Raw genomic sequence first — 17,038 nt, 5'->3', positions numbered from 1 at the left:
CCTCATGAAAGCAGTGCTTTGCCAAGAACCCGGTGTCCTCGAGCTCGTGGACCGCCCTTCCCCCGGCACGCCTGAAGCCGGCTGGGTGCGCCTTGCCGTCAGTCACGTCGGCATCTGCGGCACCGACTACCACATCTTCGAGGGCAAGCATCCGTTCCTCGAATATCCGCGCGTCATGGGGCACGAAATCTCGGCAACGGTTCTGGAGGCGGGCGATGGTGTCGCCCTTGCCGTCGGCACGCCGGTCATCGTCAATCCCTACCTCTCGTGCGGCAGTTGTGTTGCATGCCGCCAGGGCAAGCCGAACTGCTGCACCAACATCAAGGTGCTGGGTGTTCATACCGACGGTGCGTTCTGCGAAGAGATCAGTGTGCCGGCGGGCAATCTCTATCCCGCGGAGGGCGTGAGCCTGGAGGCGGCGGCGACAACCGAGTTTCTGGCGATCGGCGCCCATGCGGTTCGCCGCTCCATGGCGCCAGCGGGATCGCGCTCGCTCGTTATCGGCGCCGGCCCGATCGGGCTGGGTGCCGCGATCTTCTCGCGGATATCAGGCCATGAGGTTACCTTGCTAGACACCAGCCAGGAGCGGCTGCGGATGGCAGCCGACCGGTTCGGTTTCTCGTCAGGCATTATTGCCGGCGAAGGTGCCGCGGAAGCCGTCAAGGCGAAGACAGAGGGCGACGGTTTCGATGTCGTCTTCGACGCTACCGGCTATGGCCCGTCGATGGAGAAGGCCTTCAGCTTCGTCGCGCACGGCGGCGCGCTGGTGCTGGTCAGCGTGGTCAAGGACGATATCCGCTTCTCCGATCCAGAGTTTCACAAGCGCGAAATGATGGTGATCGGCAGCCGCAATGCGACCCAGGTGGACTTCGAGCATGTCGCGGATTCGATCGCCAAGGGCCTCGTGCCCGTCGACCAATTGATCACGCACCGAACCACGCTCACGAACACGCCGGAAGACCTGGCGCGCTGGGCGCATGAAAAGGCTGGCCTGATCAAGGCGGTGATAAAGGTCGCGGATTAGATCGCGTCGATCGTCTGCCGCATCTGACGGACAACAGCACTATCCGTTCGGTTGGCGGCGGGCGCCTCGAAACCGAAGGCGACGGCACGTGCATCGACGCTGGCGACCGGCGTGCTGCAGGATCCATGAATCTCGCGCGCACCGGTCGCGCGAAGGATTTCCGCCGCGTTGGTCGGTCGCACGCCGCTGCCGGGCATGATCGAGATACGACCGGCCGCCTTTCGCGACAGACGGGCAAGCGTGTCGATCCCGTCAAACGCCTTCGGCACGCAGCCTGAGGTCAGGATGCGTTCACAGCCAAGTTCGATTGCCTGATCGAGAGCCGCGTCGGGATCCGGCACGAGATCGAATGCGCGGTGCAGGGTCGAGCCGAGCCCTGCGGCGTGAGCTTTCAGCCGGTGGATCAGCGGCATATCGAGCGTACCGTCCGGCCGATTGGCGCCGATGACGACGCCGGCAAGGCCGAATGCCCTGACAGCGTCGATATCGGCCATCATGGCGACTTCGTCGGCGGCGTCGAAGACGAAGGGGCCGGCGTGTGGCCGGATCATCGCGTAGACCGGGATAGGGGCGGAAGCAGCCGCCTTCATCAGGCCAGCGAGCGGCGTCAGGCCGCCGACTTCGAGCGCGGAGCAAAGCTCGATGCGGTCGGCACCTCCCTCGATCGCCGCAGCGAGGCCCCTTGGGCTGTCGACGCACACTTCCAGCAGAATTGTCACGCTTGAATCTCCCTCTTCCAGCTGCTGCCTGTGTAAGCCAAGATGGCCCCTGCCGCGACTCCCCGAACAAGGAATTTTTCGCCATCGCCGGTGTTCTTCGGAAACTGCGAGTACATTTTTTGCTGCTGCATCGTTTTTTCTTCGCAGCACTCTATTTCAGGTACGCAATTCCTTGCGAGCGACCGGGGCCTATGGCCTTTTTCGTCAGCAATTTTATTCGCGGTGATCTTCGACAAAGATTGCGCATGCTTTAACGATCAAGGGGATAGTCCATGTTTACGAAATTCGCACTTGCCGTATCGCTATCCGCATTTGCGGCAGGCACCGTTCACGCCGCAGACGTCGTCGTGTCGTCGAAGATCGACACCGAAGGAACATTGCTCGGCAACGTCATCGTGCTGGCGCTCAATGCCAACGGGATCAAGACGCAGGACAAAGTCGCGCTCGGCACCACGCCTGTATTGCGCAAGGCGATTACCGCGGGCGAGATCGACATCTATCCGGAATATACCGGCAATGCCGGCTTCTTCTTCAACAAGCCCGAGGATGCCGCCTGGAAGAACCTGCAGCAGGGCTACGAAGCGGCCAAGAAGCTCGATTACGACGCCAACAAGATCGTCTGGCTGACGCCCTCGCCCGCCAACAACACCTGGGCGATCGCCGTGCGCAACGATGTTGCCGGCCCGAACAATCTGAAGAGCCTGACAGACTTCGGCAAATGGGTTGCGGGCGGCGGCGATGCCAAGCTGGTGGCCTCGGCCGAATTCGTCAACTCTGCCGGTGCGCTGCCTGCCTTCCAGACCACCTACGGCTTCACGCTGAAGCCTGAGCAGGAGATCATTCTCTCCGGCGGCGATACGGCGGCGACGATCAAGGCGGCAGCGGACAAGACCAACGGCGCCAACACTGCCATGGTTTACGGCACCGACGGCGCGATCGAGGCAGCCGAGCTGACCGTGCTTGAGGACGACAAGAACGTGCAGCAGGTCTATGCGCCGACGCCAATCATCCGCGAAGAGGTATTGAAAGCCAATCCGAAGATCGAAGAGGTGCTTGCACCGATCTTCCAGAGCCTGACGGCCGATGAACTGCGCAAGCTGAACGGCAAGATCCAGGTGGATGGCGAGCCGGCCAAGGCCGTGGCCGAAGGCTACCTGAAGGAAAAAGGCTTCCTGAAGTAAGCGACAGGACCATGCTCCGCTCCTTCAGGGGCGGAGCTTATTTTCTTTCCATACTGGGATGGATCGATGGCAGAAACCTTAGCGGTCCGCACGCTGGACCGGCTCGGCGTCGTTCTCGTGCTCGCCGGCATTGCGGGCGCGGGGCTTCTGCCTTTCATCTATGTAAAGGCAAACCGCATCGCCAGCGGCAAGCCGATGCTGCTGACGCAGCTTCTCAATCAGCCTTCCGCTATCGCTCTGACGCTTCTTCTCGTGCTGACGGCGTTCGCCGTGCTGTTTCTCGAGAACGCGCGCGTGCGGCTGGCGATTTCGACACTCTGTCTCGCGGCGCTGATCGCGACCATGGGGGTTGTTGCCACCGCATTCACGCCGGAGGGCAGCACCGTTGCCCGAATGACGCCGGGCGGCGGGTTCTGGGTGCTGCTGGCGGTGACGGCGCTTGTCGTGTCCGACGCGCTGGTGAAGATCCGGCTGACGCCGTGGATGCGCATTGCGGCGCTGGCACTCTATGCCTGTCTTTTCGTTCTCTTCCTGCGCTCCGGGCTGCTCGACAGCCTGTCGATCATGCGCGAATACGCCAATCGTGGCGACCAGTTCTGGTCCGAGGCGCTGACGCATGTGAAGCTGGCCTTCGGATCGCTGGCGATATCGGTTCTGATCGGCATGCCGCTCGGGATCATCTGTTTCTGGGTGCCGAAGCTCAGATCCGCGCTGCTGCAAGGGTTGAGCCTCATCCAGACCATTCCGAGCCTCGCGCTGTTTGGCCTGCTGATGCTGCCGCTCGGCTATCTCGCCACGCATGTGCCGCTGGCGGCTGCGCTTGGGGTCAGCGGCATCGGTGCCGCGCCTGCGCTGATCGCGCTGGTGCTCTATTCGCTGCTGCCTGTCGTTGCCAATACGGTCGTCGGGCTTGAGGGCGTCGATCCGGCGGTGCGCGACGCTGCCTCCGGCATGGGGCTGACGCGGCAGCAGATTCTCACCGGGATTGACCTGCCGCTGGCGCTGCCCGTCATCATCACCGGCATCCGCATCGTGCTGGTGCAATCGATCGGTCTGGTGACCGTCGCGGCCCTGATCGGCGGTGGCGGTTTCGGAGTTTTCATCTTCCAGGGACTTGGCCAGACGGCCATGGACCTCGTCCTTCTCGGCGCCGTGCCGACCGTCATCTTCGCCTTTTCATCGGCCGTCATCCTCGATGCGGTCGTCGACAGCATTCGGGGACCTGCCGCATGAGCATGATCGATATCCGCAACGTTACCAAACGCTACGGCGAGACCACTGTCGTCGACAATGTCTCGATGTCGGTCGAGAAGGGCACGATCACCGTGATCGTCGGCACATCCGGCTCGGGCAAGTCGACGCTGATCCGGATGATCAACCGGCTTGTGGAGAAGAGCGAGGGCGAGATCCTTGTCGATGGGCGCAATGTCGCCGACGTGCCGGAGACCGAGCTTCGCCGCAATATCGGCTACGTCATCCAGGGTAATGGGCTGTTTCCGCACCGCACCGTGGCCCAGAACATCGCGACCGTGCCGCAGTTGCTCGGCTGGAACAAGACGCGCATCAAGGCGCGGGTAGACGAACTACTCGGTCTGTTCAATCTCGATCCGAAGGCCTTCTCGTCGAAGTATCCGCACCAGCTTTCCGGCGGCGAACAGCAGCGCGTCGGTGTGGCGCGCGCACTTGCTGCCGAGCCGGAAGTGCTGATCATGGACGAGCCGTTCGGTGCGCTCGACCCCGTCATTCGCGGCAAGGCGCAGGACGATCTGCTGGCGATCCAGAAACAGTTCGGCACCACGGTCATTCTCGTCACGCACGACATGGACGAAGCCTTCCATCTCGCCAACCGGATCGCCGTGATGCGCGGCGGCAAGCTGCTGCAATATTCGACACCGGAAAAAATCCTCACCGAACCCGCGCACCCCTTCGTACAGCAGCTGACCGGCACCACGGACCGAGCGCTAAAGCGGATGTCGCTGCTGTCGCTGACCTCGAGCATGGCCCCGGCAAAAGTCGGCCTCGGTCATGGCCTGCCGCAATCGCTCAGCCTGCGCGATGCGCTGGCCGAGATGATTTGGCAGGGGATCGACGAGGCAGCGGTAGAGGATACGGCAAAGGAGCCCGTCGGCTCAATTTCCATGTCGCAGCTGCTTGAGCTGGGCCGTAAGGCATGAAGCTGATCACGGCCAATCTGTTTCGCCTTCTGGCGCTGGCGCTGCTGCTGATCCTCCTGTTCAAGACGGAGTGGCTGTCCTTCCTGCTGGTACCGCTGACGAAGAACAACGCGCCGGCGGTCTATACGCAGAACTCCCTGCCCGGGCTGGCGCTGGCCCATATGCAGCTGGTGCTGATCTCGATTGCCGGCAGCACCGTGCTTGCCGTCGCCGGCGGCATCTTCGTGACGCGCAGGAGCGGCGCCGATTTCCTGCCGCTGTCGCGGGCCATCGCCAATGCCGGGCAGACATTTCCGCCGGTCGCCGTCCTGGCGCTCGCCGTGCCCGCCATGGGTTTCGGCGCCGGACCGACGCTGGTGGCGCTGTTTCTCTACGGGCTGCTGCCAATCTTCGAAAACACGATCTCGGGCCTGCATCAGGTATCACCCGCGGTGCTCGACGCAGCCGACGGCATGGGGATGAATTCGACACAGCGGCTCTTCCGCGTCGAGCTGCCATTGGCGCTGCCGCTGATCATCGAAGGAATCAAGGTTGCGACAGTCATCAACATCGGTACCGCGACGATCGGCTCGACCGTTGCCGCCAAGGGTCTTGGCGAGGTCATCATCGCCGGGCTGATCTCCGACAACACCGCCTTCATCCTGCAAGGCGGCCTGATCGTCGGCTTGATGGCAGTCCTGATCTACGATGCGATGGGGCTCGTCGAAAACGCTATCACGCAAAGAATTGGCTTGCGCCCGGCATGAGACGACGGCTACCAAGACTGCCGTGATATCGGCAATGGGAGGCAGCCTTGGCCAAGATGATTCACTCCATGATCCGCGTTCTCGACGAGGCGCGATCGGTCGAGTTCTACGGCAAGGTCTTCGACCTCAAGGTCGCCGATCGCATCGACTTCGATACCTTCACGCTGATCTACATGAGCAACGAGGAAACCGGCTTCGAGCTGGAGCTGACCATCAACAAGGGACGTACAGAGCCCTATGATCTCGGCAACGGCTATGGCCACCTTGCACTGTCGGTCGAGGAACTCGAGCCGGAACACAAGCGCCTGACGGAAGCGGGCCTGAACCCCGGCAAGATCGTCGAGCTCAATCGCGACGGCAAACTGCTGGCGCTGTTCTTCTTCATCACCGATCCCGACGGCTACAAGATCGAAGTCCTGCAGCGCCACGGCCGTTATCTCTAAGAGTTTCCCATGATCGAAAAGACCGAACTGAACCGGGGCTGGACGCTCTCCTGCAACGTTACAGCCCGCCCTGACCTGCCGGCTGAAATTCCGGCTCAGGTGCCAGGCTGCGTGCATCTCGACCTGCTCGCCAACCGGCTCATTCCCGATCCCTATCTCGACGTCAACGAGATCACCAACGACTGGATCGGCAAGGAAGACTGGACCTATCGCTGCAGCTTCGATGCGTCGCCTGACGCCGGGAAAGTTCAGGAGCTCGTGTTCGAAGGCCTCGACACAGTCGCGACGATCGTGCTGAACGGCGAGGAGCTTGGCCGAACCTTCAACATGCATCGCACCTATCGCTTCGACGTGTCGGAGCGCTTGAAGCACGGCGCGAACGAGCTGGTCGTGACCTTCCGTTCCGCCTATGCCTACGGCGCCGAGATGGAAGCGCATTACGGCTATCGGCCGAACAACTATCCCGGCCCTGGCAACCTGATGCGCAAAATGGCCTGCAACTTCGGCTGGGACTGGGGCCCGACGCTGGTGACGGCAGGGATCTGGAAGCCGGTGCGGCTGGAAAGCTGGGAGCGGGCGCGGCTTGCGGAGACGCGGGTTTCGGCGACACTTGCCGGCGGAGACGGGCGCGTGACAGTTCGTGCAAGCGTCGAGCGTAGTAACGGCGCTCCGGCGAAGCTCGTCGCGAGCATTGCCGGTGTGAGCCACGTCGCCAAGCTCGCGGAAGAAACTGATGAGGTCGAGTTCCAGCTGACCGTTCCGTCGCCGCAGATCTGGTGGCCGCATCATCTCGGTGCACAGCCGCTCTATCCGCTGCAGATCGAATTGCGCGACGGCGCAAGCGACGACTTGCTCGATAGTTACTCGAAAGAGATCGGCTTCCGTTCCGTCAGGCTCGATACCGCACCGGACGAGCATGGTTCGGCCTTCACCTTCGTCATCAACGACGTACCGCTTTTCCTCTGCGGTGCGAACTGGATCCCGGATGATTGCTTTCCGCCGCGGGTCACGGCGGAGCGCTACGCTTCCCGGATCGAGGAAGCGAGGGCTGCAAACATCAATCTGCTGCGCGTCTGGGGCGGCGGCATCTTCGAGCGCGACGAGTTCTACGAGGCGTGCGACCGCGCCGGTATGCTCGTCTGGCAGGACTTCCTGTTTGCCTGCGCCTCCTATCCCGAGGAAGAGCCTTTGCGCGGCGAGGTCGAGGCGGAGGTGCGAGACAATGTCGCGCGCCTGATGCCGCATCCGTCGCTGATCGTCTGGAACGGTAACAACGAAAATATCTGGGGCTTCGACGAATGGGGCTGGCGGCCGATCATCAAGGAGGGCGTCAGCTGGGGCTCGGGTACTATCTCGATGTCCTGCCGAAGCTCTGCGCTGAGCTCGATCCGGATCGGCCCTATTATCCGGGAAGCCCCTATTCCGGGACGATGGAGATCGAGCCGAACGCCGATGAGCACGGCTGCAAGCACATCTGGGACGTCTGGAACGATGTCGGATACGAGGTCTATCGCAACTACATCCCGCGCTTCTGCTCCGAGTTTGGCTGGCAGGCGCCGCCGAACTGGGCGACAATAGAGGAAAGCGTGCATGACACGCCGCTGACGCCGGTCTCAAACGGGGTGTTCCATCACCAGAAGGCCACCCAAGGCAATGACAAGCTGATCCGAGGCCTTGCCGGACATCTGCCGGTGCCGCAGACGATGGACGACTGGCACTTCGCAACGCAGCTCAACCAGGCCCGCGCCATCCGCTTCGCGGTCGAGCACATGCGTTCGCACCGCAGCGTCTGCAAAGGCGCCGTCGTCTGGCAGTTCAACGACTGCTGGCCGGTGACGTCCTGGGCGGCACTCGATTCAGCGGGACGGCGCAAGCCGCTCTGGTATGCGATGCAGCAGGCCTTCGATCCGAGGCTGCTGACCATCCAGCCGCGCGATGGCGGGCTGGCGGCTGTGGCCGTCAACGAGCGCACCCTGTTCTGGCGGGCGAAGATATCAGGGAAGCGCCTGGCGCTAGACGGAACGGTGCTTGCCGAGTTCGAGTTCTGGCGGCTGCTCTGCGACCGTTTCGAAGCGAAGTCGTTTCCGCTGCCTGCGGAGATTGCGACCACCGGCAACGCCAATGATGAACTCATCGTCGTGCAGATGCTTGACCGGCGTGCGTTCCATTACTTCGTCGAGGACCTCGATCTGAAGCTTCCGCCACCGCGGGCAACGATCGAGCTTAGCGCCACAGCCGATGGATATGCGGTCAAGGTGACGGCCGAGACCCTCCTGAAGGACCTCTGCCTTATGGCCGACCGGCTCGATCCCGATGCCGTCGTCGATTCCATGCTGGTCACGTTGCTTCCCGGTGAAAGCCACGTGTTTGCGCTGCGGACCGCGAAAGCATTGTCGGCAAACGACATCGTCGTTGGCAAGGTGCTGCGTTCGGCAAACGATCTCGTCGCCAATCACTGAAAAGGCCCCGTCAACGACGGGGCCCATCCAGGTCGTTTTACCACGCCACGCACCAACCGAGCGGTGCGACGCAGCGCATGTGCGCGCGATCAACTGATCGCACGCGTGCGGACGACGTTACATCCAGTAGGGCGGCACGCCATAGTAATCATAAACGCGGCGGCCATTGTCGTTGTACCAGCTGTCGTCATCATCCGCATAGCTCGGCGCGCCTTCGATCTGCTCCTTTGTCAGGTCGATGCGGTAGCCGTCGAGTTGGGTATCATAAGTCAGCTTTTCCCACGGTAGCGGATAGTGATCGTGGCCGATGCCCATGAAACCGCCGAAGCTGAGCACGGCGTAGGCTACGCGGCCATCCTGCTTGCCGAGGATCAATCGTTCAATTGAGCCGATATGTTTGCCATCAGCGCCATAGACGCGCGTGCCTTCCACGCGGTCGCTGGCAATCAGCGTCGGCGTATCTTTGACGTTCGGGTCGCGGCGAGTGTCAGCGTCCTGATGCAGCATTGTGCAACTCCTTATTGTTTCCTCGTGGTCGGTCCACAGTTTTGAAAACGCTTCGTCGAACTCGATGTTCCCGATTTCCTTACGCTCGCCGGCATTCGGCGATTATTGACGTTTACGTCAAGGTCAGTATAACTCTATTCCAGCTTGAACCATTCAGGCGATGACATAAGCTGCCGCGTTGGAAGATGGAGGATCGTCCAACCGCGTTGCCGGTGGGACCGGCCGGCAGCGACAGGGAGAGAGACACGATGAACAGCATTTCCGTCCATCCAGGCGGTGCGAATCCCCGAAAGCCCTGGCTTGCTACCTATCCCGACAGCGTGCCCGCTGAGCTTCCGCCTTTGCAATACGAATCGCTGGCGGAACTGCTCGAAAAATCCTGTATGCGATACGCCAATCGCGTCGCGTTCTCCAGCATGGGCAAGTCGCTCACCTACGGCGAACTCGAAAGCCAGACCCGCAAGATCGCCGCTTGGCTGCAGAGCATCGGCCTTGAGAAGGGCGACCGCGTTGCGGTGATGATGCCGAACGTGCTGCAGAACCCGGTCGCGGTCTACGGCATCCTGCGCGCCGGCTTCGTGGTCGTGAACGTCAATCCGCTCTATACACCGCGCGAACTGGAGCATCAGCTGCGCGATTCAGGCGCAAAGGCGATTTTCGTGCTTGAGAATTTCGCCCGCACGGTCGAGCAGGTGCTGGTCAAGACGGATGTGCGCCATGTCGTCGTCACGTCGCTCGGCGAAATGCTGGGTGCCAAGGGGCTGATCGTCAATCTGCTCGTGCGCAAGGTCAAGAAGCTTGTCCCGTCCTGGTCCATTACTCAGCACAAGACCTTCAAGCAAGTGCTCGGCGCCGGTGCCGGCAAATCGCTGAAACCTGCAATCCTCAAGGGCGACGACATCGCTTTTCTGCAGTATACGGGCGGCACGACCGGGGTCGCCAAGGGCGCAATGCTGACGCACCGCAACCTCATCTCCAACAAGCTGCAGCTCGAGCTGTGGCTGCAATCGGCCTTCGACAACAAGCCGCGCCCGGAGGTCCTGAACTTCCTCTGCGCCCTGCCTCTCTATCATATCTTCGCACTGACGGTGAATTCGCTGATGGGCATGTCGCTTGGTGCGCACAACATCCTCATCGCCAATCCGCGCGATATTCCGGCCCTGGTCAAGGAATTCGGCAAGGTGAAGGTCCATATCTTCCCTGGCCTCAACACGCTCTTCAACGCGCTGATGAACAATGCCGATTTTGCCAAGGTCGACTTCTCGTCCATGGTGATGTCGCTTGGTGGCGGCATGGCGGTGCAACGCCCGGTCGCCGAGCGCTGGATGAAGATCACCGGCGCCCATATAACCGAAGGCTATGGGCTCTCGGAAACCTCGCCGGTCGCTACCGCGAACCGTTTTGACTCAGCGGAGTTCACCGGTTCGATCGGGCTGCCGATTCCGTCTACCGAGCTCGACATTCGCGACGAAGATGGCAACTCGCTTCCGCTTGGCGATATCGGCGAGATCTGCATCCGCGGCCCGCAGGTGATGGCCGGTTACTGGAACAAGCCCGAAGAGACCGCCCGCGTGATGACAGCGGATGGCTATTTCCGCACCGGCGACGTGGGCTTCATGGATGCCCGCGGCTACACCAAGATCGTGGATCGCAAGAAGGACATGATCCTCGTCTCCGGTTTCAACGTCTATCCGAACGAAATCGAGGAAGTGGCAGCGATGCATCCCGGAATCCTCGAGTCCGCAGCCGTAGGGGTCGCCGACGGACATTCCGGCGAGGCGGTGAAGCTCTTCGTGGTACGCAAGGACCCGGCGCTGACGGAGGCCGATGTGAAGGCGCACTGCGCCGCGAACCTCACCAACTACAAGCGTCCCCGTTTCGTGGAATTCCGCACGGAATTGCCGAAGACACCCGTCGGAAAAATCCTGCGCAAGGATCTGCGCGGCTAAGCGCAATCAAGCCAGCATGATTACGCCACCCGCTTGCCGCGGGTGGCTTTTCCATTGTTTCGTTCAGACGGTGCCGAACGATCAGAACTCCTGCACGGTCGGGCGCAGGACGATTTCGTTGATATCAACGTCGTCGGGTTGCTCGATGGCATAGGCGATCGCCCGGGCAACCGAACTGGCCGGAATGGCGATCTTGTAGAAGTCCATGACATTTGCCTGCGCTGTTCCCGAGGTCGAGAACTTGAGGTCACTGTCGACGGCGCCGGGCTCGATCGAGGTCACGCGCACCTTGGCGCCGACTTCCTGGCGCAACCCTTCGGATATCGCCCGCACAGCAAACTTCGTGCCGGAATAGACAGTTCCGCCGGGCGCAAAGACCTTGATGCCGGCCACCGAACTCAGATTGATGATATGGCCATGTTCCTGAGCAAGGAAAACCGGCAACGCGGCGGCAATGCCGTAGAGTGTGCCCTTGATGTTGACGTCGATCATCGCGTCCCACTCCTCGGTATTGACTTCGGCCATCGGCCGGATCGGCATCAGGCCGGCATTGTTGATCAGCACGTCAAGCCGGCCGAAGTCGGCAATCACGGCGTCGACGACAGTCTTGACCTGGCGCTTGTCGGTGACATCGAGTTGGTAGGCCCGTGCCTTGCCGCCCGCAGCGGCGATTTCGGCGACGACCTCGTTAAGCTTTCCCCGCCGCCGCCCCGCCACGGCGACCTGCGCGCCCTTTGACGCCAGATGGCGTGCCGCTTCGGCACCGAGGCCGGTACCGCCACCGGTGATTAGGACAATCTTTCCCTGAATTCCTTCACGCATATTCGATCTCCTTTGATTGACAACTTGGGAAGCGAGCCTTTCAGGCAACCTGGGCGGGCTCGAGCACGATGGCCGTACGCTCCGCGAGATCGTTGATCCGCGCGAAGTAATTCTTGAAATGCGCAGTCTCGCGGTGGGCGATGACGGCCGCGTGGTCGGTATACAGTTCGTCGAGCGCAAAACGGGTGGGATCGGTGGCATCCTGCCAGACGTCCCAACGCAGGTTTCCCGGCTCGGCCCGGCAGGGGGCTACCATCCCGAAAAGAAGCGCTTTCAGTTCATGAGCCTTGCCGGGCCGGGCGGCAAGGATCGCCATGATCTTCACATGAGCAGGCATGGGATTCCCCTTTTTTGTAACTAGAGTCTGGCTGGGGTCTGACAACGAGATCCCAGCCAGGATTTACAGGTTCAGGCGGCAGCAGCCGCGCGATCGAGCGCCGCCACGAACTTCGCAGCGATCGGATGATCCGAACGCGGGTTCTGACCGGTGATCAGTTCGCGGTCCTCAATCACGTTCGGCTCGAAATCCACGTTGGTCGTGCTCACCGCGCCACCCGCAATCGTCAGCGCATCGACCATGTTGAAATAGAGCTTCGCGTGGAGAATGTAGTCCTCGACGACCTTCTCTTCCGTGTTGGAGAAAACGGTCATGTTGTAACCGGCATATTGCCAACCCTTCGCCCGCTCCGCCGCCTTGGCAGCGTCGCCGGCGATCAGCGCGGCGCGAAATTCGCGAGCATGCGGCATGGCCGAGACAACGGCGATCGGACCATGGCAGAGGAGTGCCGTCGGCTTCGCGCGCTCATGGAAGTGGCGGAGGACTATGCCTGTGTCGGGGTCCTGCATCAGATCGACGACAGGAGCCTGGCCGCCGGGCACGAAGACACCGGCATAATTATCCAGTCCCTCCTCGATTACCGAGCGAAGCGTGCGCGGCCGGTTCATCGAAGGATCGTTGGCATAAAACGCCTTGGCGCGATCATAGGCTGCCTTGTCGCCACCGAAGTGATCAACACTGTCGGAGGCTTCGTCGATATGCGGCTTGGTGCCATCAGGCGTGACCAGGACGACCTCGTAGCCGGCAGCGATCACCGCCATTGCCGGTACAACGGTCTCGTTGAGATACTGGCCAGTCGCTCCGGTACCGCCGCCCTGGACCTCGATGCGGGTGGCATTGGAACCGATCAGAAGTACTTTTCCCTTGCTCATTGTCATCTCCGTAGAACTTGGTTGGCATCCGTTTTGGATGGGCTGATCATGCTCGCAACCGACATATTTCGGAAATTTATTTGATTGATTTCAGATATTCACATGACATTATAACTGCATGCGATACGACCTGAACCTGCTGCCCGTTTTTGTGACGCTGATGGAAGAGCGCAATGTAACCCGCGCGGCCGAACGGCTCGGGATCACGCAGCCGGCACTGTCGAACGCGCTGAACCGGCTTCGCGATATGCTGCGCGATCCGCTCTTCGTTCGCGAACGCTATGGCATCCAGCCAACGCAGATGGCCCACGAGCTTGCGCCGGTCATCGCGGCGGCATTGGCGAAGATCGATGAAGCCGTCGTCGGTCAACAGGATTTTGATCCGGCGAGCGCAGAACGGCTGTTCACCATTGCTCCGAACAGCTACGTCGAATTCGTTCTTGTGCCGGCGATCGTCGCCAGGCTTCGCGAGGTTGCGCCGGGTATCCGGCTTCGGCTCACGCCGTTCGGCAATGATCTGGTCGAGACCGGCGCAATTTCAGGCACGACAGCGATGGTACTCGGCCGCATCGTCGATCCGCCTGACAATATGGTCGTGCAGCATCTCATGGACGAGGGACTGAGCTGTGTTGTCCGAGCCGGCCACCCAGATATCAGGGCCAATATCTCCCGGGAGCAATACGAGCGGCTCAAGCATGTGAATGTGCTTCCCCCGGCCGGTTGCGCGTCGGCCTCGGTCAGGCGCTCGAGCAGCGCGGCCTCAAGCGCGACGTCGCCGTCTCGGTCACTCATTTCCTGGCCGTGCCTGAGATGATTGCAGTCACCGACTATTGCGCCACACTGCCGAACCAGATCTGCCGTCACCTTGCCAACGACAACAGGCTCAAGGTTCTCCCCGCGCCGGTCGATCTCGGAACCTTTCCGGTCGATCTTGCATGGCATGTCCGCTATCGCCATGACCCGGCACATCGTTGGTTGCGCTCGCTGATCGCGGAGGTCGCCAGAGACATCGGCTCGACGGAAGGGGCGAAATCGAAGCGAAACCTGGAAATTACCGGCGAGTGACGGCTGGCAGCGTTCCAGTAAGATGCAAGATGGGTTGCCGGCCGTAAACGACGGATCCCGCCCTGCCCCTGGCGGCATTTTCCTGATGATAACGCTTTTTTCCAGTGCGGCGGTCGCCGACCTTGATTTGCGCCCTACAAAGCGAATAGTTTCCGCGACCCTCTCGCCCTGCAAAGGAGCCTCCCATGAATGCCATCGTCGAACAATTGAAGAGCACTGCGGCCGCCACCAAGGCGACTGACCTGCGCGCCGCCTTTGCCGCCGATCCGCAGCGCTTCTCCCACTTCAGCGTGTCGCTCGACGACCTTCTGATGGACTATTCCAAGACGGCCGTGAACGACGAGATCCTAGCTCTGCTGGTCAAGCTCGCGGAAACGGGCGGCGTCGAAGCCAAGCGCGATGAGATGTTCGCCGGCAAGGCGATCAACTTCACCGAAAACCGCGCCGTTCTGCACACGGCGCTGCGCAACCGCTCCAATACGCCGGTGCTGGTTGACGGCAAGGACGTCATGCCCGATGTCAACGCCGTGCTTGCGGCCATGGGCAAATTTGCCGACGGCATTCGCTCGGGCGCCCTCAAGGGAGCGACAGGCAAGGCGATCACCGACGTCATCAACATCGGCATTGGTGGCTCCGACCTCGGCCCTGTGATGGCAACGCTGGCGCTGGCGCCCTTCCATGACGGCCCGCGCGCCCATTTCGTTTCCAACATCGACGGCGCCCATATCGCCGATACGCTCAAGCTGGTTCAGCCCGAGACGACGCTCTTCATCGTCGCCTCCAAGACCTTCACGACCGTCGAGACGATGACGAACGCGCAGACCGCGCGCAAGTTCATCGCCGAAGCGCTCGGCGAGGCCGCTGTCCAGCATCACTTCGCTGCCGTTTCGACCGCCCTCGACAAGGTCGCGGCCTTCGGCATCGAGAGTGAACGGGTCTTCGGCTTCTGGGATTGGGTCGGCGGCCGCTATTCGCTCTGGTCGGCGATCGGCCTGCCGATCATGATCGCGATCGGCCCCGATAATTTCATCAAGTTCCTCGAAGGCGCCCATGCCATCGACAACCACTTCCGTACGGCGCCTGTTGGCAAGAACCTGCCAATTCTGCTCGGCCTGATCGGCTTCTACCACCGCAATGTGCTCGGCTATCCGACCCGCGCGGTCCTGCCCTACGACCAGCGCCTGTCACGCTTCCCGGCCTACCTGCAGCAGCTCGACATGGAATCGAACGGCAAGGGCGTCACGATCGACGGCACGCCGGTCGAGGGCAACTCCGGGCCTGTCGTCTGGGGCGAGCCCGGCACCAACGGCCAGCACGCCTTCTACCAGCTGATCCACCAGGGCACGAGCGTCATCCCGGCGGAGTTCATGATTGCCGCCAACGCCTTCGAGCCGGAACTGCGCCATCAGCACGAGTTGCTGATATCGAACGTGCTTGCACAGTCCGAAGCGCTGATGAAGGGCCGCACCTTCGAAGAGGCGAAGAAGCAGCTGACCGACAAGGGCATGGACGATAAGAAGGCGGACTTCATTGCCCCGCATCGCGTCTTCACCGGCAATCGCCCGTCGATCACCTTCGTCTACGACAAGCTGACGCCCTATGCACTCGGCCGCCTGATTGCGCTCTATGAGCACCGCGTCTTCGTCGAAGGCGTGCTGTTCCGCATCAACTCCTTCGACCAGTGGGGCGTCGAGCTCGGCAAGGAGCTGGCAACAGGCCTCCTTCCTGTCGTGGAAGGCAAGGAAAGCGCTGCCGGCCACGATTCCTCGACGCAGGGCCTGGTCGCCGCACTGGCGAAGCTCGCGAAGAAGTAAGCTCGCGCACAACATGACTGATCAAGAGCTCGCCCATCTCACGTGGGCGAGCTTTTTTGTTTGAAGCTGTCGAAATCGGCGACATCTCTTCGTCTCCATTGCAGAGTTCCAAGGGGAGAGAAGCATGGCCGACACGGACGACGAGTTGGTGGCATTCGAAACGAAGGGCGCCGCGCCCTTGCCCGAGACGACACGTGAAGGCTTCGTGGAGAACGAAGGCGCCAGCATCTGGTATGCGAGCTACGGCTCCGGACCGGCCGTCATCCTGCTGCATGGCGGGCTCGGCAATGCCGGCAACTGGGGCTATCAGGTGCCGGCACTCGCCGCCGCCGGCTGGCAGGTTGTCGTCATCGACAGTCGCGGCCATGGTCGCAGCACACGCGACGAGCGTCCCTATCACTACACCCAGATGGCAGAAGATGTGCTTGCGGTGATGGATCGGCTGGAACTCGATAAAGCCGCTCTCGTCGGCTGGAGCGACGGCGCCTGCACGGCATTGATCCTTGCAGACAAGCACCCCGAGCGCGTTTCCGGCGTGTTCTTCTTCGCCTGCAACATGGATCCGAGCGGCACGCTTGAATTCAAGCCGACGCCGGTGATCGATCGTTGCTTCAGCCGCCATCGGAAGGACTATCAGGCACTATCCGCCACGCCCGACGCCTTCGATAGCTTCGTGGCCGACGTATCGAAGATGATGGCGAGCGAGCCGAACTATACCGCCGCCGACCTCGCCGAAATCAAGGTGCCGGTCGCCGTCGTGCTCGGGGAAAACGACGAGTTCATCATGCGCGAGCACGCCGAGTATCTGGCGCGCAGCATCCCAGATGCAGAATTGATCCTGCTTCCGGAGGTCAGCCATTTCGCACCATTGCAGCGGCCGGAGCACTTCAACCGCGAAGTGCTCGGCTTTCTCGATCGGCTATAGA

14 protein-coding genes and 2 pseudogenes are annotated in these 17,038 nt (G+C 61.6%); 11 read left to right on the top strand and 5 right to left on the bottom strand.

The features are described 5' to 3' along the window. Positions 1–4: 4 nt before the first annotated feature. Positions 5–1,024: a zinc-binding alcohol dehydrogenase family protein gene (locus tag FZ934_RS18730; RefSeq protein WP_153272298.1), complete on the top strand. Its 1,020-nt coding sequence runs from the start codon at positions 5–7 to the stop codon at positions 1,022–1,024. Here FZ934_RS18730 and FZ934_RS18725 read toward each other — a convergent pair. Next, positions 1,021–1,743: a copper homeostasis protein CutC gene (locus FZ934_RS18725; RefSeq protein ID WP_153272297.1), complete on the bottom strand. Its 723-nt coding sequence runs from the start codon at positions 1,741–1,743 to the stop codon at positions 1,021–1,023. The two genes, FZ934_RS18730 and FZ934_RS18725, sit on opposite strands and share 4 nt — an antisense overlap. A 272-nt stretch (positions 1,744–2,015) precedes the next feature. On the opposite strand from FZ934_RS18725, the gene osmF reads away from it, so the two are divergent. The 6 genes and pseudogenes from osmF to FZ934_RS18695 all read left to right on the top strand — a co-directional run bounded on the left by osmF (position 2,016) and on the right by FZ934_RS18695 (position 8,746). Beyond that, positions 2,016–2,924 (top strand): glycine betaine ABC transporter substrate-binding protein OsmF, encoded by a 909-nt coding sequence (gene osmF, locus FZ934_RS18720; RefSeq protein WP_153272296.1) that lies wholly within the window; start codon positions 2,016–2,018, stop codon positions 2,922–2,924. A gap of 66 nt (positions 2,925–2,990) precedes the next feature. Beyond that, on the top strand, positions 2,991–4,157 hold the full coding sequence (locus FZ934_RS18715; protein ID WP_153272295.1) for an ABC transporter permease: 1,167 nt from the start codon (positions 2,991–2,993) through the stop codon (positions 4,155–4,157). Continuing rightward, positions 4,154–5,098: an ABC transporter ATP-binding protein gene (locus FZ934_RS18710; RefSeq protein ID WP_153272294.1), complete on the top strand. Its 945-nt coding sequence runs from the start codon at positions 4,154–4,156 to the stop codon at positions 5,096–5,098. Before FZ934_RS18715 ends, FZ934_RS18710 begins: the two co-directional genes overlap by 4 nt. Beyond that, entirely contained in the window at positions 5,095–5,844 is a 750-nt protein-coding gene (locus FZ934_RS18705; RefSeq protein WP_153272293.1) for an ABC transporter permease, read from the top strand. The genes FZ934_RS18710 and FZ934_RS18705 overlap by 4 nt, the downstream gene beginning before the upstream one ends. Positions 5,845–5,891: 47 nt before the next feature. Then, on the top strand, positions 5,892–6,287 hold the full coding sequence (locus FZ934_RS18700; RefSeq protein ID WP_153272292.1) for a VOC family protein: 396 nt from the start codon (positions 5,892–5,894) through the stop codon (positions 6,285–6,287). A 9-nt stretch (positions 6,288–6,296) separates the two neighbouring features. Then, positions 6,297–8,746, top strand: a pseudogene (locus tag FZ934_RS18695) (glycoside hydrolase family 2 protein). Positions 8,747–8,863: 117 nt separating this feature from the next. Here FZ934_RS18695 and FZ934_RS18690 read toward each other — a convergent pair. Beyond that, positions 8,864–9,253 carry a PRC-barrel domain-containing protein gene (locus FZ934_RS18690; protein WP_153272291.1) on the bottom strand — a complete coding sequence of 130 codons (390 nt, stop codon included), beginning with the start codon at positions 9,251–9,253 and terminating at the stop codon, positions 8,864–8,866. Between the two features lie 248 nt (positions 9,254–9,501). Between FZ934_RS18690 and FZ934_RS18685 the strand changes: the two genes are divergently transcribed. Continuing rightward, the gene (locus FZ934_RS18685; RefSeq protein ID WP_153272290.1) at positions 9,502–11,202 is read left to right on the top strand and encodes a long-chain fatty acid--CoA ligase; all 1,701 of its coding nucleotides are present in this window, start codon (positions 9,502–9,504) and stop codon (positions 11,200–11,202) included. An 81-nt stretch (positions 11,203–11,283) separates the two neighbouring features. Here the strand turns inward: FZ934_RS18685 and FZ934_RS18680 are convergent, their stop codons facing one another. From FZ934_RS18680 to FZ934_RS18670, 3 genes are all read right to left on the bottom strand, one after another. Beyond that, positions 11,284–12,024 (bottom strand): SDR family oxidoreductase, encoded by a 741-nt coding sequence (locus FZ934_RS18680; protein ID WP_153272289.1) that lies wholly within the window; start codon positions 12,022–12,024, stop codon positions 11,284–11,286. Positions 12,025–12,064: 40 nt separating this feature from the next. Continuing rightward, entirely contained in the window at positions 12,065–12,361 is a 297-nt protein-coding gene (locus FZ934_RS18675) for a putative quinol monooxygenase (protein ID WP_153272288.1), read from the bottom strand. 71 nt (positions 12,362–12,432) lie between these two features. Beyond that, positions 12,433–13,233, bottom strand: a complete 801-nt coding sequence (locus FZ934_RS18670; RefSeq protein ID WP_153272287.1) for a DJ-1/PfpI family protein — start codon at positions 13,231–13,233, stop codon at positions 12,433–12,435. 118 nt (positions 13,234–13,351) lie between these two features. On the opposite strand from FZ934_RS18670, the pseudogene FZ934_RS18665 reads away from it, so the two are divergent. The 3 genes and pseudogenes from FZ934_RS18665 to FZ934_RS18655 all read left to right on the top strand — a co-directional run bounded on the left by FZ934_RS18665 (position 13,352) and on the right by FZ934_RS18655 (position 17,037). After that, positions 13,352–14,298 (top strand): annotated as a pseudogene (locus FZ934_RS18665) (LysR substrate-binding domain-containing protein). Between the two features lie 185 nt (positions 14,299–14,483). After that, positions 14,484–16,112, top strand: a complete 1,629-nt coding sequence (gene pgi / locus FZ934_RS18660; RefSeq protein WP_153272286.1) for a glucose-6-phosphate isomerase — start codon at positions 14,484–14,486, stop codon at positions 16,110–16,112. Positions 16,113–16,236: 124 nt separating this feature from the next. Beyond that, positions 16,237–17,037, top strand: coding sequence for an alpha/beta fold hydrolase (locus FZ934_RS18655; RefSeq protein WP_153272285.1), 801 nt, complete (start codon positions 16,237–16,239; stop codon positions 17,035–17,037). Position 17,038 lies beyond the last annotated feature (1 nt).

Origin of the sequence: Rhizobium grahamii (assembly GCF_009498215.1) — a bacterium.
Taxonomy (GTDB): domain Bacteria; phylum Pseudomonadota; class Alphaproteobacteria; order Rhizobiales; family Rhizobiaceae; genus Rhizobium; species Rhizobium grahamii_A.
The sequence above is the reverse complement of the archived record's forward strand: the minus strand, read 5'-3'. Positions and strand labels throughout refer to the sequence as shown.